This is a genomic window from Nocardia brasiliensis NBRC 14402, assembly GCF_000308475.2.
GTDB lineage: Bacteria > Actinomycetota > Actinomycetes > Mycobacteriales > Mycobacteriaceae > Nocardia > Nocardia brasiliensis.
The window spans coordinates 88209-108495 of the sequence record NZ_BAFT02000023.1 but is presented as its reverse complement, the minus strand read 5'-3'; the positions used below and the strand labels follow the sequence as shown (position 1 = coordinate 108495).

Annotated in this window: 21 protein-coding genes; 9 read left to right on the top strand and 12 right to left on the bottom strand. The window is 69.2% G+C overall.

All coding sequences use genetic code 11. The features are described 5' to 3' along the window. The coding region (locus TY25_RS05480; protein WP_052382816.1) for a TetR/AcrR family transcriptional regulator at positions 1 to 626 on the bottom strand (626 nt) is incomplete at its 3' end. A 97-nt stretch (positions 627 to 723) separates the two neighbouring features. Between TY25_RS05480 and TY25_RS05475 the strand changes: the two genes are divergently transcribed. Further along, a complete protein-coding gene (locus TY25_RS05475; RefSeq protein ID WP_042254570.1) occupies positions 724 to 1341 on the top strand; it encodes an NAD(P)-dependent oxidoreductase in 618 nt (205 codons plus the stop codon). Positions 1342 to 1347: 6 nt separating this feature from the next. On the opposite strand, the gene TY25_RS05470 is transcribed toward TY25_RS05475, so the two are convergent. Then, complete coding sequence (locus TY25_RS05470) at positions 1348 to 2607, bottom strand: MFS transporter (protein ID WP_042254569.1); 1260 nt, start codon at positions 2605 to 2607, stop codon at positions 1348 to 1350. A gap of 195 nt (positions 2608 to 2802) precedes the next feature. Between TY25_RS05470 and TY25_RS05465 the strand changes: the two genes are divergently transcribed. Then, positions 2803 to 3606, top strand: a complete 804-nt coding sequence (locus tag TY25_RS05465; RefSeq protein WP_042254586.1) for a VOC family protein — start codon at positions 2803 to 2805, stop codon at positions 3604 to 3606. Here TY25_RS05465 and TY25_RS05460 read toward each other — a convergent pair. The 3 genes from TY25_RS05460 to TY25_RS05450 form a co-directional block, all read right to left on the bottom strand. After that, the gene (locus TY25_RS05460) at positions 3603 to 4070 is read right to left on the bottom strand and encodes a hypothetical protein (RefSeq protein ID WP_042254568.1); all 468 of its coding nucleotides are present in this window, start codon (positions 4068 to 4070) and stop codon (positions 3603 to 3605) included. The two genes, TY25_RS05465 and TY25_RS05460, sit on opposite strands and share 4 nt — an antisense overlap. A 99-nt stretch (positions 4071 to 4169) precedes the next feature. After that, on the bottom strand, positions 4170 to 4832 hold the full coding sequence (locus tag TY25_RS05455; protein ID WP_042254567.1) for a response regulator: 663 nt from the start codon (positions 4830 to 4832) through the stop codon (positions 4170 to 4172). Next, positions 4829 to 5992 carry a sensor histidine kinase gene (locus TY25_RS05450; RefSeq protein ID WP_226887194.1) on the bottom strand — a complete coding sequence of 388 codons (1164 nt, stop codon included), beginning with the start codon at positions 5990 to 5992 and terminating at the stop codon, positions 4829 to 4831. Before TY25_RS05450 ends, TY25_RS05455 begins: the two co-directional genes overlap by 4 nt. 246 nt (positions 5993 to 6238) lie before the next feature. On the opposite strand from TY25_RS05450, the gene TY25_RS05445 reads away from it, so the two are divergent. After that, positions 6239 to 7138 (top strand): sterol desaturase family protein, encoded by a 900-nt coding sequence (locus tag TY25_RS05445; protein WP_342216773.1) that lies wholly within the window; start codon positions 6239 to 6241, stop codon positions 7136 to 7138. Between the two features lie 7 nt (positions 7139 to 7145). On the opposite strand, the gene TY25_RS05440 is transcribed toward TY25_RS05445, so the two are convergent. Continuing rightward, a complete protein-coding gene (locus tag TY25_RS05440) occupies positions 7146 to 7952 on the bottom strand; it encodes a nuclear transport factor 2 family protein (protein WP_042254566.1) in 807 nt (268 codons plus the stop codon). A gap of 207 nt (positions 7953 to 8159) precedes the next feature. On the opposite strand from TY25_RS05440, the gene TY25_RS05435 reads away from it, so the two are divergent. Further along, complete coding sequence (locus TY25_RS05435) at positions 8160 to 9503, top strand: TIGR01777 family oxidoreductase (protein WP_042254565.1); 1344 nt, start codon at positions 8160 to 8162, stop codon at positions 9501 to 9503. Positions 9504 to 9516: 13 nt separating this feature from the next. Here the strand turns inward: TY25_RS05435 and TY25_RS05430 are convergent, their stop codons facing one another. The 3 genes from TY25_RS05430 to TY25_RS05425 all read right to left on the bottom strand — a co-directional run bounded on the left by TY25_RS05430 (position 9517) and on the right by TY25_RS05425 (position 12366). Continuing rightward, entirely contained in the window at positions 9517 to 10785 is a 1269-nt protein-coding gene (locus tag TY25_RS05430; protein WP_042254564.1) for an SAM-dependent methyltransferase, read from the bottom strand. Continuing rightward, positions 10782 to 10973: a DUF1365 family protein gene (locus TY25_RS42435; protein ID WP_342216774.1), complete on the bottom strand. Its 192-nt coding sequence runs from the start codon at positions 10971 to 10973 to the stop codon at positions 10782 to 10784. Before TY25_RS42435 ends, TY25_RS05430 begins: the two co-directional genes overlap by 4 nt. Before the next feature lie 547 nt (positions 10974 to 11520). Then, positions 11521 to 12366: a MerR family transcriptional regulator gene (locus TY25_RS05425; RefSeq protein WP_042254562.1), complete on the bottom strand. Its 846-nt coding sequence runs from the start codon at positions 12364 to 12366 to the stop codon at positions 11521 to 11523. A 426-nt stretch (positions 12367 to 12792) separates the two neighbouring features. Between TY25_RS05425 and TY25_RS05420 the strand changes: the two genes are divergently transcribed. The 3 genes from TY25_RS05420 to TY25_RS05410 all read left to right on the top strand — a co-directional run bounded on the left by TY25_RS05420 (position 12793) and on the right by TY25_RS05410 (position 15809). Next, on the top strand, positions 12793 to 13353 hold the full coding sequence (locus TY25_RS05420; protein WP_042254561.1) for a lipocalin family protein: 561 nt from the start codon (positions 12793 to 12795) through the stop codon (positions 13351 to 13353). A gap of 121 nt (positions 13354 to 13474) precedes the next feature. Continuing rightward, complete coding sequence (locus TY25_RS05415) at positions 13475 to 14800, top strand: cryptochrome/photolyase family protein (protein ID WP_042254560.1); 1326 nt, start codon at positions 13475 to 13477, stop codon at positions 14798 to 14800. A 223-nt stretch (positions 14801 to 15023) separates the two neighbouring features. Further along, complete coding sequence (locus TY25_RS05410) at positions 15024 to 15809, top strand: PIG-L deacetylase family protein (protein ID WP_042254559.1); 786 nt, start codon at positions 15024 to 15026, stop codon at positions 15807 to 15809. Between the two features lie 22 nt (positions 15810 to 15831). On the opposite strand, the gene TY25_RS05405 is transcribed toward TY25_RS05410, so the two are convergent. Then, positions 15832 to 17340, bottom strand: a complete 1509-nt coding sequence (locus TY25_RS05405) for a sensor histidine kinase (protein WP_052382817.1) — start codon at positions 17338 to 17340, stop codon at positions 15832 to 15834. 171 nt (positions 17341 to 17511) lie between these two features. Here TY25_RS05405 and TY25_RS05400 point away from each other — a divergent pair, with 171 nt between their 5' ends. Continuing rightward, complete coding sequence (locus tag TY25_RS05400; RefSeq protein ID WP_226887195.1) at positions 17512 to 18306, top strand: alpha/beta fold hydrolase; 795 nt, start codon at positions 17512 to 17514, stop codon at positions 18304 to 18306. A 112-nt stretch (positions 18307 to 18418) separates the two neighbouring features. Here the strand turns inward: TY25_RS05400 and TY25_RS05395 are convergent, their stop codons facing one another. Then, positions 18419 to 18964 (bottom strand): peptide deformylase, encoded by a 546-nt coding sequence (locus TY25_RS05395; protein WP_042254556.1) that lies wholly within the window; start codon positions 18962 to 18964, stop codon positions 18419 to 18421. A gap of 46 nt (positions 18965 to 19010) precedes the next feature. Here TY25_RS05395 and TY25_RS05390 point away from each other — a divergent pair, with 46 nt between their 5' ends. After that, positions 19011 to 19556, top strand: coding sequence for a PadR family transcriptional regulator (locus tag TY25_RS05390; protein WP_042254555.1), 546 nt, complete (start codon positions 19011 to 19013; stop codon positions 19554 to 19556). A 14-nt stretch (positions 19557 to 19570) separates the two neighbouring features. Here TY25_RS05390 and TY25_RS05385 read toward each other — a convergent pair whose 3' ends face one another. Further along, a complete protein-coding gene (locus tag TY25_RS05385) occupies positions 19571 to 20230 on the bottom strand; it encodes a class I SAM-dependent methyltransferase (protein ID WP_042254553.1) in 660 nt (219 codons plus the stop codon). Positions 20231 to 20287: the final 57 nt, after the last annotated feature.

The window sequence follows — 20287 nt, the reverse complement described above, 5'->3', positions numbered from 1 at the left end:
AGGCGGGAGTTAACGCCGGCGCTCGAGCCGGAGCTGTTGTCGGACTTGGAGCCGGAGTCCGGGCCCGGGTTTGAGCCGGGGCCGGTCAGTGGGTCCGCGCCGGAACTCGCGCTGGGGCAGGAGCCGGAGCCCGAACCTCCTTCCGTGCGGAAGCCGGTTTCCAAAGCTGCGGAGGCTATGTATTGGGCCAGGAGGTCTACCGCCCAGGCGCAGGAGGGGTCGGGGAGGGCTTGGCGGAGGAGGCGGAGCATCTCTTCGATGAGGCGGAGGAAGTGGGGGCGGGTGGGGGCTTCGGTGAAGCCGATGGCGGCGAGGTCGCGGTGGGTGGCGAGGGCGGCGATGGTGCGTTCGATGAGGAGTTCGAGGCGGGCGCGCCAATCGCCGTCGGCGTCGGTGGGGAGTTCGACGGCGGCGACGGCCAGGTCGTGGGCGAGCAGCATCAGCTCACGCCGGTCGTGCACGTAGACGTAGAGGGATGCCGACCCGGTGTCGAGGGCTTGCGCGACCCGGCGCATGCTCACGGCGTCGCAACCCGATTCGTCGATCAGTGTGAGGGTGGCCCGCACGACCGCGTCGAGGCTGAGCGGTGCCTTGGCGGGGTTGGTGCGCGGGTTGGGGCGGGGCATGCGCGAATCCTAGCTTGACAAACAGTGCCCGCGACGACCATCGTTCTGAACGATCGGTGATCGTTACGATCAGTGATCGTCGGCAGGAGGTAGAACAGTGAGCAATGTGGTGGTATTCGGCGCCGCGGGCCGGGCGGGACAACACATCGTGACGGAGGCGCTCAGCGCCGGGCACACGGTGACCGCCGCGGTGCGAAGTCCCGCGAAGCTGTCGGGACCGTTCCGTGTGGTGCGCGCCGACATCCGCGACCCGGACAGCGTGCGGGCGGCGGTGGCGGGTCACGACGTCGTGGTCAGCGCGATCGGACCGTCCGGCCGGCATGCCGACGGCTTGTATTCCGAGGGCGCTCGCGCCCTGGTGCCGGCGATGCGCGACACGGGCGTGCACCGCCTCATCGCCATCACCTCCAGCGGTGTCCGCGGTGACGATCCGAACCACCCGCTCTGGTATCGCCTCGTGGCGAAAACCTTGATGCGCGAGCTCTACGGCGACATGCGCCTGATGGAAACGATCATCCGGGACAGCGGACTCGACTGGACCTTCGTGCGCCCCGCTCGCCTCACCGATGCTCCGCCGACCGGCACCTGCCGCGTCCAGGACGGCGAAAACCCCAGCGGCGGTCGGCAACTCTCGCTCACCGACCTGGCCCGGTTCATCACCGCCGAACTGGACGCACCGCAGTGGATCCGCCGAATCCCCACGCTCGCACAGTGATCGGCGCTAATCGTCCAACGCGTGCCTGCCGGTGAGCGGCCCCCACACCCCGACCAGCGTGACCATGGCGAGCAGGGCCACGGTGATGACCGAGAAGACCAGGCCGGGCCCGCCCGGACGATCGAGCAACGGCAGCAGCAGGAAAGGCAGCAGCGCCGTGCTGACTTTGGACAGCGAGTAGGTCGCGCCGGATGCGGTGCCGCGCACCGCGGTGGGGAACGATTCGGGCAGGTAGGCGTGGATGGCGTCGGAGAAGACGTTGCTGGTGATGGTGAACAGCGCGCCGGAGAGCAGGATCAGCGGCACGCTGGTGGCGAAGCCGAAGACCAAACCGAATACCGCCATCAGGGTTGCGGTGCCCATCACCAGATGTTTTCGTTCGAATCGTTCCATCAGCGGGATGGCGAGCAGCGAGCCCAGCGGATAGCCGAGATAGGTGATGGCCAGGTAGCTCAGCGAGGTCACCACCTCGAATCCCTTGCGGTCCAACACGAGTACGGCCAGCGTGCCGAAACCGTAGTATCCGAAGACCTGCAGGATCATCACCGCCGAGAACAGTGTGGTGCGTGCGCGATACGGCGGCCGCAGGATCGCGCGGAAGGGCAGCGCGCCCTCCTTCTGTTCCTGCCGGGCCAGCCAGCGCGGCGATTCGGGCATATTGCGGCGCGCGACGACCACCACCGCGGCGCCGAGCCCGCCGATCACGAACAGCCAGCGCCAGCCGTCGACGCCGAAGGGCTGCAACGGAACCAGCCATTTGGCGAGGAAGCCGACAGTGGGCACGGCGCAGAAGCCGATGGTGTAGGCCGTGGCGATCATGCGGCCACGCACCTGTGGCGGAACGACTTCGGACAAATAGGTATCGGAGACCGTCATCTCCGCGCCGATGCCGAGCCCGGCCAGGAACCGGGTCGCCATCAGGAAGGCGACGTTCGGACTGAACGCGCCGAGCAGGGTGAAGCCGGAATACAGCGCGATGTTGACCATGAACATCCGGCGCCGGCCGAACACATCGGACAACCGGCCGATCACCAGCGCGCCCAGGAACTGTCCCGCGAACGCCGACCCGACGATGCCGCTGAGCTGGAAGGTGGACAGGTGCAGTTCTTGCTTCAGGACGCCGGTGATGGTCCCCGCGAGGAAAAGCTCGTAGAGGTCGAAGAACAACCCCGCGCCGACGAGGACAACCAGTTTGCGATGGATGGGACGAACCGGCAGTTCGTCGAGACGCAGCCGCTCGCGCCCGACATCGGAAGCAGTTGTCATGCCGCCATACTCCTGATCAACCCCCCTTGCGGCAACTAATCCGCGTCATATCAGGGATTTGTGCGGTTTGTACTTCGACAACGGGTGCACAACAGCGGATTCCGCTGCCCAGCGGGGCGGCCTGGTGGTTGACTTGCCGTGCGCCGGGCCGCCCCGGCCACGTCGCAGCAACCCGAGGTCAAGGAGGCCACGGACATGCCCACTCATGAAGGAAGCTGGCCGCAGGGAACGCCGTGTTGGGTCGACAGCCAGGTCGACGACACCGCAGCCGCCCGCGAATTCTATGGCGATCTGTTCGGCTGGGAGGTCTTGGACAGCCCGCCGGACGCGGGCGGGTATCTGATGGCGCTACGTCACGGCAAGCCCGCCGCGGCCATCGGACCCAAGCCGGCGGGCATGGCGATGCCCTCGGTGTGGACCACCTACTTCGCCGCGGACAGCGCCGACGAGATCGCCGAAAAGATCACCGCGGCAGGCGGTTCGGTGGTCATGCCGCCGTTCGATGTGCTGGATGCCGGCCGGATGTGTATCGCCGCGGATCCGGTGGGCGCGGTCTTCGGCGTATGGGAAGCCAAGGCGCACAACGGCGCCGAGATCTGCAACGAGGACGGCGCCTACTGCTGGAACGAGCTGCACACCGATCGGTACAAGCAGTCGCAGGAGTTCTACGCGGCCGTATTCGGTTGGCACTACACCGAAATCGGTGACGGCAACTTCGTCTACTCCACCTTCGGCCTGTCGCCGGAAGGTGATCCGGTCGGTGGGGTCAACGACGCGAGCAAGACCCCCGGTGACGCTCCGTCGTTCTGGTTGACCTGGTTTCAGGTCGACAACGCCGACGCGACCCTGGCCAAGGCGACCGAATTGGGCGCCACGGTCCTGATGGGGCCCGATGACACTCAGTTCGGGCGGATGAGTGTGCTGCAGGGTCCGCAGGGCGAGGCGTTCGGTGTCATCGATCCCACGACTACGGCGGGTGCTCCGCCGGCGGGCGCTTAGCGCCGCCGGAGTCCGGTCGCCGCGGTTGCGGTGAATTCCGCGGCCGTGGCGGCTCGAGCCAGTTCGACATCATCGGGTGCGGCGGCCGCCCGCTCCGCCGCGCGTACCGCTCGCTCGGCTTCGAGCACGCCGAGGAGGCTGTCGGTGGCCTTCTCGGCGGCGAGGATGGCGGTGTAGGCGGCCTTGGCGGCGTCCGCCGCGGCGCGCGCCGCTTCGACGGTGGTCGTCGCGGTGTCACTGTGCAGGCCGGGTTTCGCCTTCGGTGCCGCCGCGGCCCCGCCGGGACGGACCGCGCGCTCCCGGGCCCGGGCGCTGTCGGTGCGTTGCTGTGCCTGCTCGACCAGGGCTTTGCGGGTGGTCGCGTCGGTGGCGCCCCGGTCCTGGGCGAACGCGACACCGGCGCCGGGCAGGAGCAGCGCGGCACCGATGACCGTGACGACAATCCGGGCGCGAACACGACGCATTGCGGCTCCATCCGTCGAAATAGACCAGGCAGTCTGCTAACCGTACTGTCCGCGGTCCCGATTCGCGGAGATCTCGGACGGGCGTGCCGGAAACGGCAGTCAGCGCGGGTGTCGCGGGACCAGGCCGTGCTGATGGGCGTAGACCACCGCGTGGATGCGATCACGCACCCCGAGCTTGGCCAGCACCCGCGAGACGTGCGTCTTGACCGTCTCGTCGCCGACTCCGAGCGTGCTCGCGATCTCGGCGTTGCTGCGCGCGTCGGCGAGCAAGAGCAGCACTTCGAGTTCGCGCGCGGTCAGCTGCGCCACCTCCGGCGGGGTCTGCGGGGGAGCGATGCTGTGCGCGAACCGCGCGACCAGGCGCTTGGTCATCGAAGGATCGATCAGCGCGTCGCCGCGGGCGGCGATGCGGATGGCCGCGAGGAGTTCTTCCGGCGGCAGGCTTTTCAAGAGAAACCCACTCGCGCCCGCCTGTAGCGCTCGGTAGAGGTTGGCGTCGCTGTCGTAGGTGGTGAGCACCAAGACGCAGGTGCCGCCCGCCGCCACGATGGCCTCGGTCGCGGCGAGGCCGTCCAGCTTGGGCATCCGGACGTCGAGGATCGCCACATCCGGTCGCAGCCGGGCGGTTTCGGCGATCGCGGTGCGACCGTCGCTCACCTCGGCGACACAGTCGAGGTGGTCCTGGCTGTCGACCACGGCGCGCAGGCCCGAGCGGAACACGCTGTGGTCGTCGGCGATCAAGACGCGGATCTGGGTGTTCACGATCCTCCGATCGCCACGGAAACCTCGGTGTGCCAGTGCGTTCCGTCCTGGTCCGGGCCGTACTCCAGTTTGCCGTCGAAAAGCTCCGCGCGCCTGCGCATGCCACCGAGGCCGCGGGGCACCGCGTTGTCGGCGATCGCAGGCGGGTACGGCAGCGGGTTGCTCGCGCGGATGGTGACGTGCTTGGGACGGTAGGTCACCTCTAGTCGCGCCTGCGCACCGTCGCCGTGGCGCAGCGCGTTGGTCAGCATCTCCTGCACGATGCGATAGAGCGTGATGTCGAGCGAATCCGGTAGTGCGACAACAGGACCGGTCACGCTCACCGCGACGGTCAATCCGGCCGCGCGGACGTGCTCGACGAGCCGGTCGACGTCGGCCAGCCCCGGTTGCCGCTGGCCGTCGTCGTCGCGGCCGTGCAGCAGATCCAGTTGGCGGCGCAGGTCCTCCATCGCCGCGCGGCTGCTCGACTCCACCGCCGTGAGCGAGCGCGTCGCGGCCGTATTCGTGGTGCCGGCCAACGCCATTCGGGCCGCGCCCGCGTGGATGCCGATGGCGCTGACGTGGTGTGAGATCACGTCGTGCAGGTCGCGCGCGATGGCGGCGCGTTCCTCGGTCACCACGCGTTCCAGCGCGACCTGATGTTCCTGCTGACGTAGTTTCGCGCGCTGCTCCAGATCGGCGATATATGCGCCGCGCGCGGCCGTGTACCGGCCGACCAGCCAGGGCACGCACCCGGCGGACACCGTTCCGGCCAGTAGCAGGAGCCAATCGACGGAACCGCCGCCGCGCGCCAGCAGGCGTGCCGCGGTGACACCCGCGCACAGGGTGAGCATGGTCAGCACCGAGGTCGAACCGGCCAGCCAGGCGCCCGCCCGATACCCGGCGACCAGGAAGCCGACATCGGCGAAGCGCGGTCCGAATCCGTGATGGATCAGCAGCAGCGTGGCCAGCAACCGCACCACGACGTGGGCCAGCGCGACCACTCCCGCCGTGCGCGGTGGCGCGGCCAGGGCGAGATCGGCCGCGACGATGCAGGTGACTGCGGCGGCGGTCTGCCACGGCGCGACCGCGAACACGCCGCCGAACCCGAGCACCGTCGCGTCGACCACCGCGGCCGCCACGGCGACGATGACCGACTGGCGGGCGAGTGACCTGCTCACATCCAACAGTTCGCCACCGCCTTCGTGTTGATCCAGCGTCCGATCGTAGCCAGGCCCACCGCTGGACCTACGCAACTGTGCCCGCGAAACGGCCACGTCGCGTCCCCCGCGGGAGGGATCTCGGCTCCCTCGTCGGCGCGATGTTTACGCAGGCCAGCGACCGTATCGTCGAAAAGCGACAGCAGACGGTGAAGGAGATCTCATGATCGAGCGTCGAGTGCGGCCGAGGGTCGGCGAGGTGGCGTCGTGAATTCTGTGGAGTTGCTCAGCTATGCCATTCCGGCATTCGCGATATTGATGGCGGTGGAGTGGATCGCGTATCGCCGTGACCCCGACCGTGCCGAGAACGCCGGGGCGGGGCGGGACACCGTGTCCAACGTGGCGACGTTCACGCTCGGCAGGCTGGTGAAACCGCTGATGCAGTACGTGCTGCCGTTCTCGGCCGTGGTCGGCGCGGCCGCGATCACGCCGCTGCACCTGTCCCCGAAGTCCTGGTGGGTCTGGGTGCTCGGCTTGGTGGTCACCGACTTCTGCTACTACTGGGCGCACCGCGCCGATCACCGGGTCCGGATCATGTGGACCGCGCACAGCGTGCACCACTCCAGCGAGTACTTCAATCTCTCCACGGCGATCCGCCTACCGTGGCTGCACCCGGCGGCCACCCTGCTGCGCGGATTGGCTTGGGTCCCAGCGGCGTTGCTCGGTTTTCCGGCCTGGATGATCTTCGTGCTGCAGAGCATCGGCCTGCTCTACCAGTTCCCGATCCACACCCAGCGCATCAAGACCCTGCCGCGGCCGATCGAGTTCCTGTTCAACACCCCCGCGCACCACCGCATCCATCACGGCTCCAACCAGCCGTATATCGACAAGAACTACGGCGGCATCCTCATCATCTGGGACCGCATGTTCGGTAGTTTCGCCGCCGAGTCCGAGCCGATCCGATACGGCCTCACCAAGAACATCGGCACCGACAATCCGCTGAAGGTCAACTACCACGAGCTGGCCGGGCTGGTCCGCGATGTCCGCGGTGCCCGCACCTGGCGTGGTCGACTCGGTTACATCTTCGGGCCGCCCGGCTGGACCGAGTTCCCCCCTGCCGCCGAACCCGTTGCGGCGCAACCGGAGAAGTCGATCCAGCTCGCCTGAACGCCGGTCAGTGCTGATCGAGGAAGAAGCGCACGGCCGCGATATGCGGTGAGCCCGCGGTGAAGTCGACGAACACGACACCGCGGGCTTCGCCGATCCGGACGCTCGCGCTGACGGTGCGGCCCGCCGCGATCAGCTTGCTCCACCGCATGTTTCGCGCCCGGTTCGTGAACTCCTCGAGCGAAACCGGTGTGCCCGCAGGTAATTCGACGACGGCGTAGTGGCCGAGCAGGCCGCGGACGCGGGCGATATCGGTGCTGCCCGCGGCGGCGAAAAGGCGTGCCGCCGTGCGCTTGCCCGCGGTGCCGACGCCGCCGAGCGCCCGCATCATGCCGAGCGCTCCGGTGACTCCCTGGTTGGTGATCAGTTGCGGACCGAGTTGCAGCCCCGCGCCGACTCCGCGCGGTCCGGTGCGCAGGAGTTGCACGATCATCGGGCCGAGTTCCCAGTGCGCGGCAAGGTGCGCGATCTTCCACTCGCCGTGCTGCTCGGTGAGCTGGTAGCGCAGGTGCATCGGCACCGACACCCGGGCGCCGGTCGCCATCGTGGTCTGGATGGTCAGATCGCGGACCACCGTCGGCGGCGCAACGATATCGCGATCGACAAGGAAGGCAATGGAATTCGGCCCGATGAAGGTGTCGTAGAACCGTTCGATGGCGGGCTCGCCGACGTGCGGGCTCGACCCGACCGGATCGTTGACCTCGGCGTCGTCCGCGAAAAGCGCGACCCACCCGGACTTGTCGTGCGCGGCCACCGCGCGCGGTGACGCCTGCACGGCCGTCAACAGCTCCGCGGCCGCGGGTTCCAACGGCATGGCAATTCCTCCGATGTCGGCATTGACTCGACCCATGGTAGAACAAGTTCCAATTCTGGCGCCCGGTTCCGGCCGCGAGGCCGCCACCGCCGCGGTGCTCCCGCCCGGGCGCATCGGTCATGGCGCAGTTGTTCTGCGCTTCTCGAAAGTTTGCGATCAACGATGCATGAACGTTGCAATGCGGCAGGACCTCGTTAGAGTCGAGGCATGGGCATCGAGTGTTCGACCGTCGTCGCGGCACCCCGCTCCGAAGTCTTCGCGTGGCACGCCCGACCAGGGGCGTTCGCCCGGCTGGCACCGCCGTGGCAGCCGGCCTCGGTGCTGACCGAGGCCGATTCGCTGGCGAGCGGCCGGGCCGTGCTCGGCTTGCCGGGCGGATTGCGCTGGGTGGCCCGCCACGACCCGGACGGTTATGACCCACCGCAGCGGTTCGTCGACCGGATCGCCGTCGCCGGGATCGCGTCCTGGCCGGCGGGCCTGCTGCTGCGCTGGCGGCACACGCACGATTTCGAGGTCGTCGACGAGACGCACACGAGGGTGGTGGACCGCGTCGCGACGCCGGTACCGGCCTTCGCGCTGCGGCCGATGTTCGACTATCGCTACCGGCAGTTGACCGACGACCTGGCCGCGCACGCCGCGGCGGCGCGCGCGGGATTCACGGCCCGCACGATCGCGGTGACCGGCGCCTCCGGCCTGGTCGGTACGGCCCTCACGGCCTTCTTGTCCACCGGCGGCCATTCCGTGGTGCGTTTGGTCCGCCACGCGCCCGGGCCGGGTGAAAGGCAATGGGACCCGGACGATCCCGCGCCGGATCTGCTCGACGGTGTGGACGCGGTGATCCATCTGGCGGGCGCCTCGATCGCGGGCCGGTTCACCGACGAGCACAAGAAGGCCATCGTCGAAAGCCGCATCGGGCCGACCGAGCGGCTGGCGGCACTGGCGGCTCGGGCCGGCGTTCCGGCTTTCGTCAGCGCGTCCGCGATCGGCTACTACGGTTACGACCGCGGAGACGAGCGATTGACCGAAACCGCATCGCGCGGTGGTGGTTTCCTCGCCGACGTGGTCGAGAACTGGGAGGCGGCCACCCGCGCCGCGAGCGAGGGCGGCGTCCGCGTCGTCGCCGTGCGCACCGGGATCGTGCAGTCGCCGCGCGGCGGGACGCTGCGGCTGCTGCGGCCCCTGTTCGCGACCGGCCTCGGCGGCCGGATCGGCGACGGTGAACAGTGGTTGTCCTGGATCGGCATCGACGACCTGGTGGACATCTACCACCGCGCCCTCTGGGACGAGACCTTGTCCGGGCCGGTGAATGCCGTTGCCCCACAGCCGGTGCGCAACAGTGAATACACCCACGTCCTGGCGGCGGTGCTGCACCGGCCCGCGTTGCTGCCGGTACCAGAGTTCGGTCCGGCGCTGCTGCTCGGTGAGCAGGGCGCGCGCGAACTGGCCGCCGCGAGTCAGCGCGTGCTGCCCGCTGCTCTGGAGCGGGCCGGACATCGTTTCCGCACACCGGATCTCGGGGCCGCGCTGCGACATCTGCTCGGCCGTACCTGAATTCGGCCGGGTGTCACGCCGCGGCGTCGCGGGTCAGCAAGATCTGGTGGACATCGAGGTAGCCGCAGCGGAATCCGGCCTCGGCATGCGCCAGATACAGCCGCCACATCCGCCGGAAGACCGGATCGAAGCCCAATTCGGCGACCCGTTCGGTGCGGGCGTTGAACCGCTGCTGCCACAGCCGCAACGTGTGCGCGTAGTGCTCGCCCATCGAGAGTTGTTCGCGCACAACCAGTGTGGTGCGGCGAGCGGCGACGTCGGCGAGCAGTCGGGTGGACGGCAGGAAGCCGCCGGGAAAGATGTATTTCTGCACCCAGGTGTAGGTGTGGCGGGTCGCGAGCATGCGGTGGTGCGGCATGGTGATCGCCTGGATCACCGCGCGTCCGTTCGGTGCGAGCACCCGGTCGATGGTCTCGAAGAAGGCTTCCAGGTACTCGTAGCCGACGGCCTCGATCATCTCCACCGACACCACCGCGTCGTATTCGCCGCGCACCCGGCGGTAGTCGAGCAGATCGACGGTGACGCGCTCGGAAAGCCCCGCGGCCGCGATCCGGTCCAGCGCGAGCGCGCGCTGCTCAGTCGAGAGGGTCACCGAGCGTACCGTCGCCCCGCGGGCGGCCGCGCGCAGCGCCAATTCGCCCCAGCCGGTGCCGATTTCGAGTAGCCGGGTGCCCGGGCCGACTCCGGCGCAATCGAGGATCCGATCGATCTTGGCGCGCTGGGCGGCGGCGAGGTCGGCCCAGCGCGGCGGCGGCGCGGTGGCCGGGAACAGTGCGCTGGAATAGGTCAGGGTCTCGTCGAGGAACAGTTCGAAGAGGTTGTTCGACAGGTCGTAGTGCCTGGCGATGTTGCCGCGGGTGTTCGACTCGCTGTTGCGTTCGGCGGCCGGAGGTCTGGCCACGTAGCAGCGGCGCAGTGCGCGCAGCGGCGCCGGGACGAGGGTGTCGACATGTGCGGCGAACACCGCCAGCGTCGCGGCCGGATCGGGCGCGGACCAATCGCCGGCCATATAGGCCTCGCCGAAACCGATCAAACCGCCGACGCCGAGCCGCGTGGCGAAAACGCCGGGGCGGTGCAGGACCAGCCGGGGCGCGTCCGGCCCGCCCCCGCCGAGCGTGCTCCCGTCCGGGTACTCCACCAGGATCGGAAGTGCGCGCACGGCACGCCGGAACAGCTTGTTCGCCACCGCCGCGGCGAGCGCGGCGCGGGTGCCGGTGGGCACCCGCTCGATATCGGGCCAGGTGGTCGCGGGGAGTGCCGCGACGTGGGATCGGATGCTCACCGCGAATACTCCTCGAGGTGCTCGGCGGGCCGGGGGACGAGCGGCAGGCCACGTGCCCAGAGCTGCACGCCGTGCCTGCGAATGCGCACCGAGACCACAAGTGCGGCAAGGGGTATTGCCACTGTCGCGCGCAGGATGATACAGACGGTGGCCGAATGGCAACGCCCGGTCATCGAGGCGGCGAAAATCGGCCGGTTACCGGCAGCTGAATTCGTGTCGCTGCAGGACCCGGTGGCCCCGGATGCGGACAGCGTGCGCGGTCACCTGTCCGCACCGCCGCAGTGTGGTCGGGAAGCTGTGCCGAGCCATTCGGCCGCGCGCAGAACGTACAAGTGGACCGCAGGGATGCTTCGCGGCCAGGCGGGGTTGCCCACAGTTGTCCAAGGGTTGTCGCGGCAACGACATCTGAATCGATCATGCATCGCTTCGCCTCGCACGCGACCTCAGTGATGCAGCCTGCGTGGTGTCGACCCGGTGCGGGTGCACGCGGAAGGATTCGTCTCGGAGCGCGGAATGGATGGGTGGCGAATTCCGCGCTGGCGCGCCACCCGGTCGCAGCTCAGCTGTTCGGCGGCGGGGCACGCGCGCGGTCGGAGGGTGCGGGTGGCGAGTTAGGTGTGGGCGTGCCGTCCGGTCAGCCCAACTGTCAATTCGGCGCGTGTGCGCTCGGGGAAGGGTTTCGCTTCCGGAGTGCGAGCGGATGGGTGGCGAGTTGGCCGTGGGCGCGCTGCCCGGTCAGCTCAGTTGTTCGACGGCGTCTTGCAGGCTGGCGACGCGGTGGGCGGAGTCGGGGAGGATCACGGCGTCCCAGCCGGGGCCGCCGACGAAGACTTGGGCGCCGGCTTCGTGGCACGCGCGGATTGCCGAGGTGAGTGCGGTCGATTCCTGTTGGGACCAGAGCACTACGGCGGCGGGGTGGGTGTGCCTGGCGAGGCTGTCGGTCAATGCGCCGGTGGGGACGTCCGCGCCGAGCATGTGGGCGCCGATATCGCGTTCGGCCAGTGCCGCGCGCAGCACCTCTAGCGGGAGCGCGTGCGTTTCCCCGCTGGTGCAGGCCAGCACCACCGGTGTCGTAGCGGGCGCGACCGGCGGCGGGTTGGTGCGATGCAGCACCGAGGTGATGCACCAGGAGAGCAGGTGTTCCACATCGATGCAGCGCTCGCCCGCGCCCTGCCGGTCGACGATGTCGGCGAAAGCGGGGCGGCACAAGCGATCCCAGGTATCGGCGACGCCGTAGGCGCGGAAGTGGGCTTCCAGGTGATCCGATACTGCGCGGGTTTCGAGCATGAAGGCCGCGGCGAGCAACGGATACCGGTCGCCCAGTCGCGGGGCCGGACCGCGCACCGCCGCGGCCGCACCCGCCGGGGTCGCGCCGTCCTGGATGAGCGTCAGCATGCGGCCGAGCTGCGCGATATCGGCCTCGGTGTAGAGGCGGTGCTTGCCCGGCCGATGTTGCGGCGGCCCGATGTTGTAGCGCCGGTTCCAGCTCCGCAACGTCGCCGTCGGGATGCCGAGTCGCTCGGCTACCGCGCGGACCGTGTAGCCGGCCGCGTCGGAAGCGTGAGCAGAACCGGCGGTCATCGCCTCATTCTGCCTTCCCCGCCCTACCCGATTCACCACGCCCGGCCGTCCCGCCGTCGCGCGGAGTGTCCGGCGGCCCGCGCCCAGGTGCTCAGCGCGGTACGGCGGCGACGGTCGCCACCCCTCGCAGCCCCAGCTCGCGGCAATCGCGACGGCCTCGCCACGCTGCGCCTGCCCAACGCCGCCCAAGGGGGTGTCGCCGTTAGATCGGCGAACACTCGAGCAGCGCGGCCCAGCTCGGATAGATCGATGCTGGATGCGTCGGTGCCCGTAATCTGCGCCGCGGAAGCTGTGGTCGAAGTTTTGGGTCGCGATCCGGGATAGTGAATCGGTTTTGCATCGTTATGCGATAGGATGGCGGATATCGTCGATAACCGAGGAGTTCGTGTGACATCTCGAAGTAAGCGGTATCCGGTACGTCTTTCAATGGTTCTGGCCGGTTTTGCGGCCGCGGTTCTTTCGGTGGGTAGTGCGCAGGCCGCGCCGGCCCCGGTGCCGTCGCTGGATCTGAATCAGTACCTCGGTACCTGGCATCAACTCGCGGCGGTGCCGCAGTACTTCAGCCTCGCCTGCGCCCGCGACACCAAGGCGAACTATTCGCTCGACGCGCAAGGCAACGTCGCGGTGCGCAACACGTGCACCACCTGGACGAACGGGAACAACGAGATCGCGGGTACCGCGACGGTCAACGATCGTGCGACCAATGCGCAACTGCACGTGAGCTTTCCGGGCGTGCCCACCCAGGATCGGCTCGACGGACCCACCAACTACATCGTGACGGCGCTCGCCCCGGACTACTCCTGGGCGGTGGTCACCGACCCGAGCCGGCTGTCCGGCTTCGTCCTTGCGCGCGATACTCGGCTCGACCAGGCGGCCTGGTCGGGGGTGCGCGCGGGAATCGTTGCGGCGGGTCAGGATCCGTGCCTTTACCTGACCTCGCCGAGCACTGGCGGCTTCACCCAGATCGTTCCGCTCTGCACAGTGTGATCTCCGGTCCGGCGCTCGTGAGGGTCGCGTCGAGGGTCGCAGGCCTGAGCCGCCCGCCGCACCGCGGCGCCACCCTTCCGGGCGCCGGACCGTATTCGTCTCAGCACTCGAAGAGGAGCAGATGACCGTCACCATCGCTTTGTTCACGCGTGACCTGCGGGTGCGCGACAACCCGGTGCTCACCGCGGCACATCGCGAAGGTGCCTCGGTGGTACCGCTTTTCGTGATCGATGAGGCGATCGCCGGTGGCCGGTTCGCGGCCCCGAATCGGGCGCGTTTCCTGTCCGCCGCGCTGGGCGAACTGGACGCCGAATTGCGGGCGATCGGCGGCAGGTTGGTGGTGCGGCGCGGTGACGTCGTCGAACAGGTGGCCGCGGTGGCCGAAGAGGTGCATGCCGACAGCGTGCACATCGCCGCCGACGTCAGCGGATACAGCCGCAGGCGGGAACGGGCGCTGCGGGATCGGTTGGCGCAGTGCAGTTGTCTGCTGCACAGCCACGCCGCCTCGATCACCGCCGCCGATCCCGAGGTGCTCGTCCCGTCCACCGGCCGCGACCACTTCGCCGTCTTCACACCGTATTTCCGGCGCTGGACCGAAGCGCACCAGCGCAAACCGCTAGGCAAGCCGCGCGAACTCACCCTGCCGCCGGTGCACAGCGATCCGCTGCCCGAACCCGAGGAACTCTGCGCGGGCCCGTCCTCCCCGCAGCTCGCCGTCGGCGGCGAGACGACGGGGCGAAAGATCGTGCGGGACTGGCTGTCCGGTGCGATCGAGAACTACGAGGAGCGCAACGACGACCTCGCCGCCGATGCCACCTCCCGGCTCTCGCCGTATCTGCACTTCGGTTGTGTTTCGCCGGTCGAACTGGTGCACCGGGTCGATATGTCCACCCCGGGCGGCCATGCCTTCGCCAGGCAGCTGTCCTGGCGCGACTTTCATCACCAATTGCTCGCGGCCAGACCGGATATCGCGTGGTCGGACTATCGGCCGCGCCCGGGCGAGTGGCGTGACGACGCGCACGCCGCCGCGGCGTGGCGGGACGGCCGCACCGGGTTCCCGATCGTCGACGCCCCCATGCGCCAGTTGCAGGCCGAAGGTTGGATGCCCGGCCGAGCCAGGCTCATCACCGCCAGCTTCCTGGCCAAATCGCTGCGCATCGACTGGCGCGTCGGCGCCGCGCACTTCCTGCACTGGCTGGTGGACGCGGATCTGGCGAACAACCAGCTCAACTGGCAGTGGGTCGCCGGTACCGGCACCGACACCAGGCCCAATCGCGTGCTCAACCCCCTCCGGCAGGCCAAGCGCTACGACGAGAACGGTGACTACGTCCGGCGTTGGCTGCCTGAACTCGCCCATCTTTCCGGTGCCGCGATCCACACACCGTGGCGCGAGAACATCGATCCCGCGGACTATCCCGCGCCGATCATCGAATGTGTCGGCATGTAGCGCACCGATTCCGCGGCAGATACAGCCGTACCCCTTCCTAATTCGCGACGTCAGGTCTTGAATTGGTACATCGAGGCTTGTTCGTCCCTGCGGAAAGGGGCCTGTGATGATGGGTACCGTCGATATCGCGATCACCGTCGCCCGGATCTTCGACACCTTGCAGAAGGCGCTGTTGCTGCTCATCCTGCGCTGACCCGCCGCCGACTGCTGCCAGACTGGTCCGATGGCGACCGTCGTGGCATTGCACGCACACCCGGATGACGAAACCCTGCTCACCGGAGGCACACTGGCGAAGCTGGCCGCGGCGGGGCACCGCACCGTGCTCGTCGTGGCGACCGATGGGCACCTGGCCACGCTCGACGGACCCGCGCCGCGGCTCGCCGAATTATCTGCCAGCGCAGCTGTATTGGGGGTCGCGCGGGTCGTGCACCTGGGCTACGCCGACAGCGGGCACGGCGCGGTGCTCTACGCGGACCCGGCCGACCGACCCCGCTTCGTCCGAGCCGATCCCGAGGAGGCCGCCGCACGGCTGGCCGCGATCCTGCGCGAAGAAGCGGCCGAGATCCTGTTCAGCTACGACCGCAACGGCGGGTACGGCCACCGAGATCACGTGCGGGTCAGCGAGGTAGGCAGCCGGGCGGCGGAACTGACGGGCGTGCGGGTACTGCAGGCCACCATGCCGCGCGAAAACGCGCTGCGCATAGCGCGTCTGCTCACCGCGCTCCGTATCCGGAGCAACCTCGCGCGGCTGGACGCCACGTACAGTCCGGCCGCCGAGATCACCCACCGCATCGATGTGCGCCGCTTTGCGGGGCAGCGCCGGACCGCGCTCGCGGCGCACCGCTCGGTGCTCGCGGGTACGAGTGGTTTCGCCACCATCGCCAAGCTGCTGCTGCGGATGCCGACCTGGATGCTGGCCCGGATCATGCGGTGGGAGTGGTTCATCGAGGAGGGCACGGTGCCGCAGAGCCCGCCGATCGACGACGTGCTCGTCGCCGCTCGGCGCTGAAACGCGTTGGGCGCGGGCCGATCTAGGGGGTCGGCGGCCTGCGCGGCAAGAAGACGGTGAACGTGGCCCCTTCTCCCGGACTGCTGTCCAAGCTCACCCGGCCGCCATGGGCGGCGACCAGCGCAGGCACGATCGATAAACCGAGACCGGTGCCCCCGCTCGCGCGCGTCCGGGAGGCGTCGGTGCGGTAGAAGCGCTCGAACACCCGCGCGGCCGCCTCGGGCGAAAGCCCAGGCCCGGAATCGATCACGTCGAGACGCACCTCGTCGACGCAGGGCGTGAGCCGGACGACGACGGCGGCTTCGGGCGGGGTGTGGGTCAGGGCGTTGCCGAGCAGATTGGCCAGCACCTGACGCAGTCGCGGCTCGTCGCCGAGCACATCGAGGGTGCCCTCGCCCGGCTCGATCACCAGGCCGATGCGGCGCTGCGGGGTGTCCGGCGCGTGCTGGCGGGCGGCCATGGCCTGCGCGCTGTGCACCGCGTCGCCCGCGAGCGCGAGCAGATCCACGGGTTGGCGCGCCAGCGGCCGCTTCTCGTCGAGCCGGGCCAGCAGGAGCAGGTCCTCCACCAGCAGCCCCATCCGCTCGGCCTCCGATTCGATCCGGCCGAGCACCATGGTCGCGTCCTTGCTCGCCCCCTGCCGATACAGTTCGGCGAAGCCGCGGATCGTGGTCAGCGGCGTGCGCAGCTCGTGACTCGCGTCCGCGATGAAGCGGCGCATCCTGGCCTCGGAGCGCCGCGCCGCCTCCTCGGACGCCTCGGTGGCGGCGACGCCGTACTGGATCTGCGCCAGCATCTCGTTCAACGAGCGCGCCAGATGATCGACCTCGGTGTCCACGTTCTGCACCGGAACCCGCCGGTGCAGGTCGCCGCCCGCGATCGCCGCGGCCGTGTCCTCCACCGCGCGCAGCGGCCGCAGGCTGCGCTGGATCACCAGGTAGCCGAGCACCCCGAGCGCGACCAAAGCCGTTGTGCCGATGGCCAGTTCGAAGAAGATCAGTCGTGAGACGGTCTCCTGGTTGTCGGTCAGCGGCAAGGCGATGATGGTCGAGCCGTATTCGTTCGAAACGGACAGGACCCGCCAACGCACCGACGACCCACCGGTCGATCCCACGGTGGTCGGCGTGTCACCGAGTTGAGTCGGCAGCTCCGGCGCACCGGAATTGGCTCCGCCGCCATCCGGTTTCGTATAAGGCTGACCCTCGGCACCCTTGCGCAACTCGAAGAAGCGGCGCGGCTGATCGCCGATCGAACGGGGCGCCGGCAGTTGCGCCGGCGCGTCGGCCGGAATCCATTGCACCGCACCCTGATCGGAGAGCACCACCTTCATCGGCCGCGGCTCGGCCCAGGAATGCGCCGCGTCGAGCAGTTGCTCGTCGGTGCGCTCGGTCAGCGAACGGCTCAGCCCCGAGGTCACCGCCACACCGGAGGCGAGCAACGCGGTGGTCGTCAGCAGCAGTACCGCGATCACCAAACCGATCCGTAACGGTATGGCGGACAGCCGCCGGGCCAGGCGAGCGCGCAGCTTCACGACCGCCACACCGAGCGCTGCGCCCGCGTGCTCCGGGCACGGGTTCCACCCATCATGGCCTCAGGATGACCGCCGAAATCCAGCCCGAGCTGCGAGCCCGCTGAGTATCTGCTGTGTACCGCGGACTGAGCGGCCTGCCCTGATTGCCGGCTCCCCGCAGGAGCGCCGTCCGTGCGAGACTCGCTCATGGCCTCCAGCAAGTCACCGCTCGTTCTGCTCCACGGCGTCACCATGTCGGCGCGGGTGTGGGACGAGGTCATCCCGCTGGTCACACCACACCACGAGGTCTTCGCCCTGACGGCGCTCGGGCACCGGGGCGGCCCACCCGTGCGGCGGCGGCCCGCCACCGTCGCCGATCTCGTCGACGGCGCCGAACGCATGCTGGACGAGTTCGGGTTGGACCGGCCGCACCTGGCCGGGAACTCCCTCGGCGGCTGGATGGCGATCGAACTCGCCCGGCGCGGCCGGGCGGCCAGTGTGTGCGCGTTGTCGCCGGCCGGGTTCTGGACGGCGGGCACGCACGCGCAATCCGCGGGCGTCACGAAGTTACGCAGGCTGGCCGCGCTCACCCGGCTCACCCGCACGGTGCAACCACTGGCCTTCCAGGTGCCGCTGGTCCGTCGCTTGGGCATGCGTGACATCGCTTGCCGCGCAGATCGTTTGACACCGAGTGCGGCTGTGCAGACCGCGCGCGACCTGCTCGACTGCGCGATCACCGACGATCTGCTGGGCACCGGCGAGCAGATCGCCCCGCTGGATCCGCTGCCGTGCCCGGTCACCCTGGCGTGGTCGAGCCGCGACGCTGTCCTGCCGCCGGAGGTCAACGGCAAGATCGCCCGGGAACGCCTGCCCCAGGCCGACTTCGAGCTGCTCCCCGCCGTCGGTCACGTCCCGATGATCGACGACCCGGCCCTGGTCGCCCGGACCATCCTCACCACCACGCGAACCCACGCGCCCGACGCCTAGTCCCTGACTCGAAGTCGCCTCCGGCGCCGCCACGGTCCAGCTCGCCGCCGGGTTCCTCCTCCGCCTTACCAGGCGCCGAGCTGAACCGCGGAGGCATCTGTGAGACAGGAACCTATCCCGGCAGCCAACTCTGCCCGGGCCGAACCCACCTGCGGTCCTTGATCATTCGGCGCGCCGCCCGCTGATTCCGGCCGATGAGCCGGTCGAGATAGAGGTGCCCGGCGAGGTGGTCGGTCTCGTGCTGGAGGCACCGGGCCAGGTAGCCGGTCGCCTCGACGGTGACCGGTGCGCCGTCGACGTCGGCGCCGGTGACGCGGGCCCAGTGCGCCCGCCCGGTCGGGAACCATTCGCCCGGCACGGAGAGGCAACCCTCCAGATCGTCGTCGGGATCGGGCATCGTCTCCGGGATCGTGGAGGTCTCCAGCACCGGATTCACGACGCACCCTCGATACCGCGTCGAGCCGTCTACCAGGTCGTAGACGAATACCGCCCGGGGATCGCCGACCTGATTCGCGGCCAGCCCCGCGCCGTTGGCGGCGGTATTGGTCGCGAAGAGATCGTCGACGAACGCGGCGAGTTCCGCGTCGAAGGCGACCACCGGCCGGGCCGGTGTGGTCAGTCGTGGGTCACCGGCAATCAGGATCGGTCGAACAGCCATGCCTATCAGAGTACTCAAATACGAGTAGTCGTGACAGACTAGAAGGGTGAACGAGACTCGCCTGTTCGTGCTCGCCGCGCTGGCCAAGAGCGGCCCGATGCACGGTCATCAGTTGCGCCGCGACGCCCGGCTGGATCGCGCAGAACTGTGGTCGCGGGTGAAACCGGGCTCGCTGTACGGGGCACTGCACCGGATGGCGGACGAGAACCTGATCCGTCCGCTGCGGACCGAGCAGCCCGGCGCGTTACCTGCCCGGACCGTCTACGAGATCACCGACGAAGGCCTGCGGGAGTTGCGCGCATTACGTGACGAGGCGCTCACCGAGGTCGACATCCGGCCCGACCCGGTCGATCTCGCCTTGGCGGTCAGTGCCGACCTCGATCGGAAGCTGTTGCGCGGCTACCTCGAAGACCGGATCGCCGCGCTGCGCGCGCACGGCTCCCGGATCGCGCATCACCTGGAGCGGCGCTGGCCCGAGCAGACCGTGGTCGACGATCTCGTCGTCGACCACGCCGTCATGCGGATCCAGGCCGAGATCGATTGGCACGAAAAGATTCTCGCCAATATCGACGAACTCGGCGACGCCTCCTGACGGGTCGCGCGGGCTCAGTGCCGACGGATGAGCAGAACGTTGTCCTGGCGGGTGCCGGGTACGCCCTCGGGGCTCGGCTGGTCGCGCTCGGCGAGGTCGTCGCGTTCGACGGTCCACGCGGCGGGGTCGAGGCGCAGGGCGGCGAGTACCTCGGCGGTGGTGGGGAAGTGGATATCGGCCGGAGGTTCGGTCACCCAGCTCGGCCAATGCGCGTGGCCGACGATGAGCAGTAGGCCGCCGGGGGCCACGGCGTCCGCCGCGCGGGACAGGATGCGCTCGCGCTCGTCGGCCTGCGCGACGGGTGAGTGCAGATACTGGGCGGAGACGAGGTCGAAGGTCCCGGCCGGGAACGAGTGCGCGAGATCGACCTGCTGCCAAGTGATTCCGGTGACGCCGAGTTCGGCCGCGTGCGCGCGGGCCCGGCCGAGCGCGGTCTCGGACACATCGACGCCGGTGACCTGCCAGCCCTGCTGTGCCAACCAGATCGCGTCCGCGCCCTCGGCGCAGCCGAGATCCAGCACGGTGCCCGCGGGCACCCCGGTGATCTCGCGGACCAGGAGGAAGTTGGGATTGCCGGACCAGACGCGCTCGCGCTCCTGGTAGAAGTTCTCCCAGAATTCGACGGTGTTACCGGCCTGGTGCGCGCCGACGCCGTGGCTGTGTGTCTCGGTCATGTCCACCACGATCCCCGTGCGGGGCGCTATTGGCAAACTTGAGTTGCCATTCTGGCA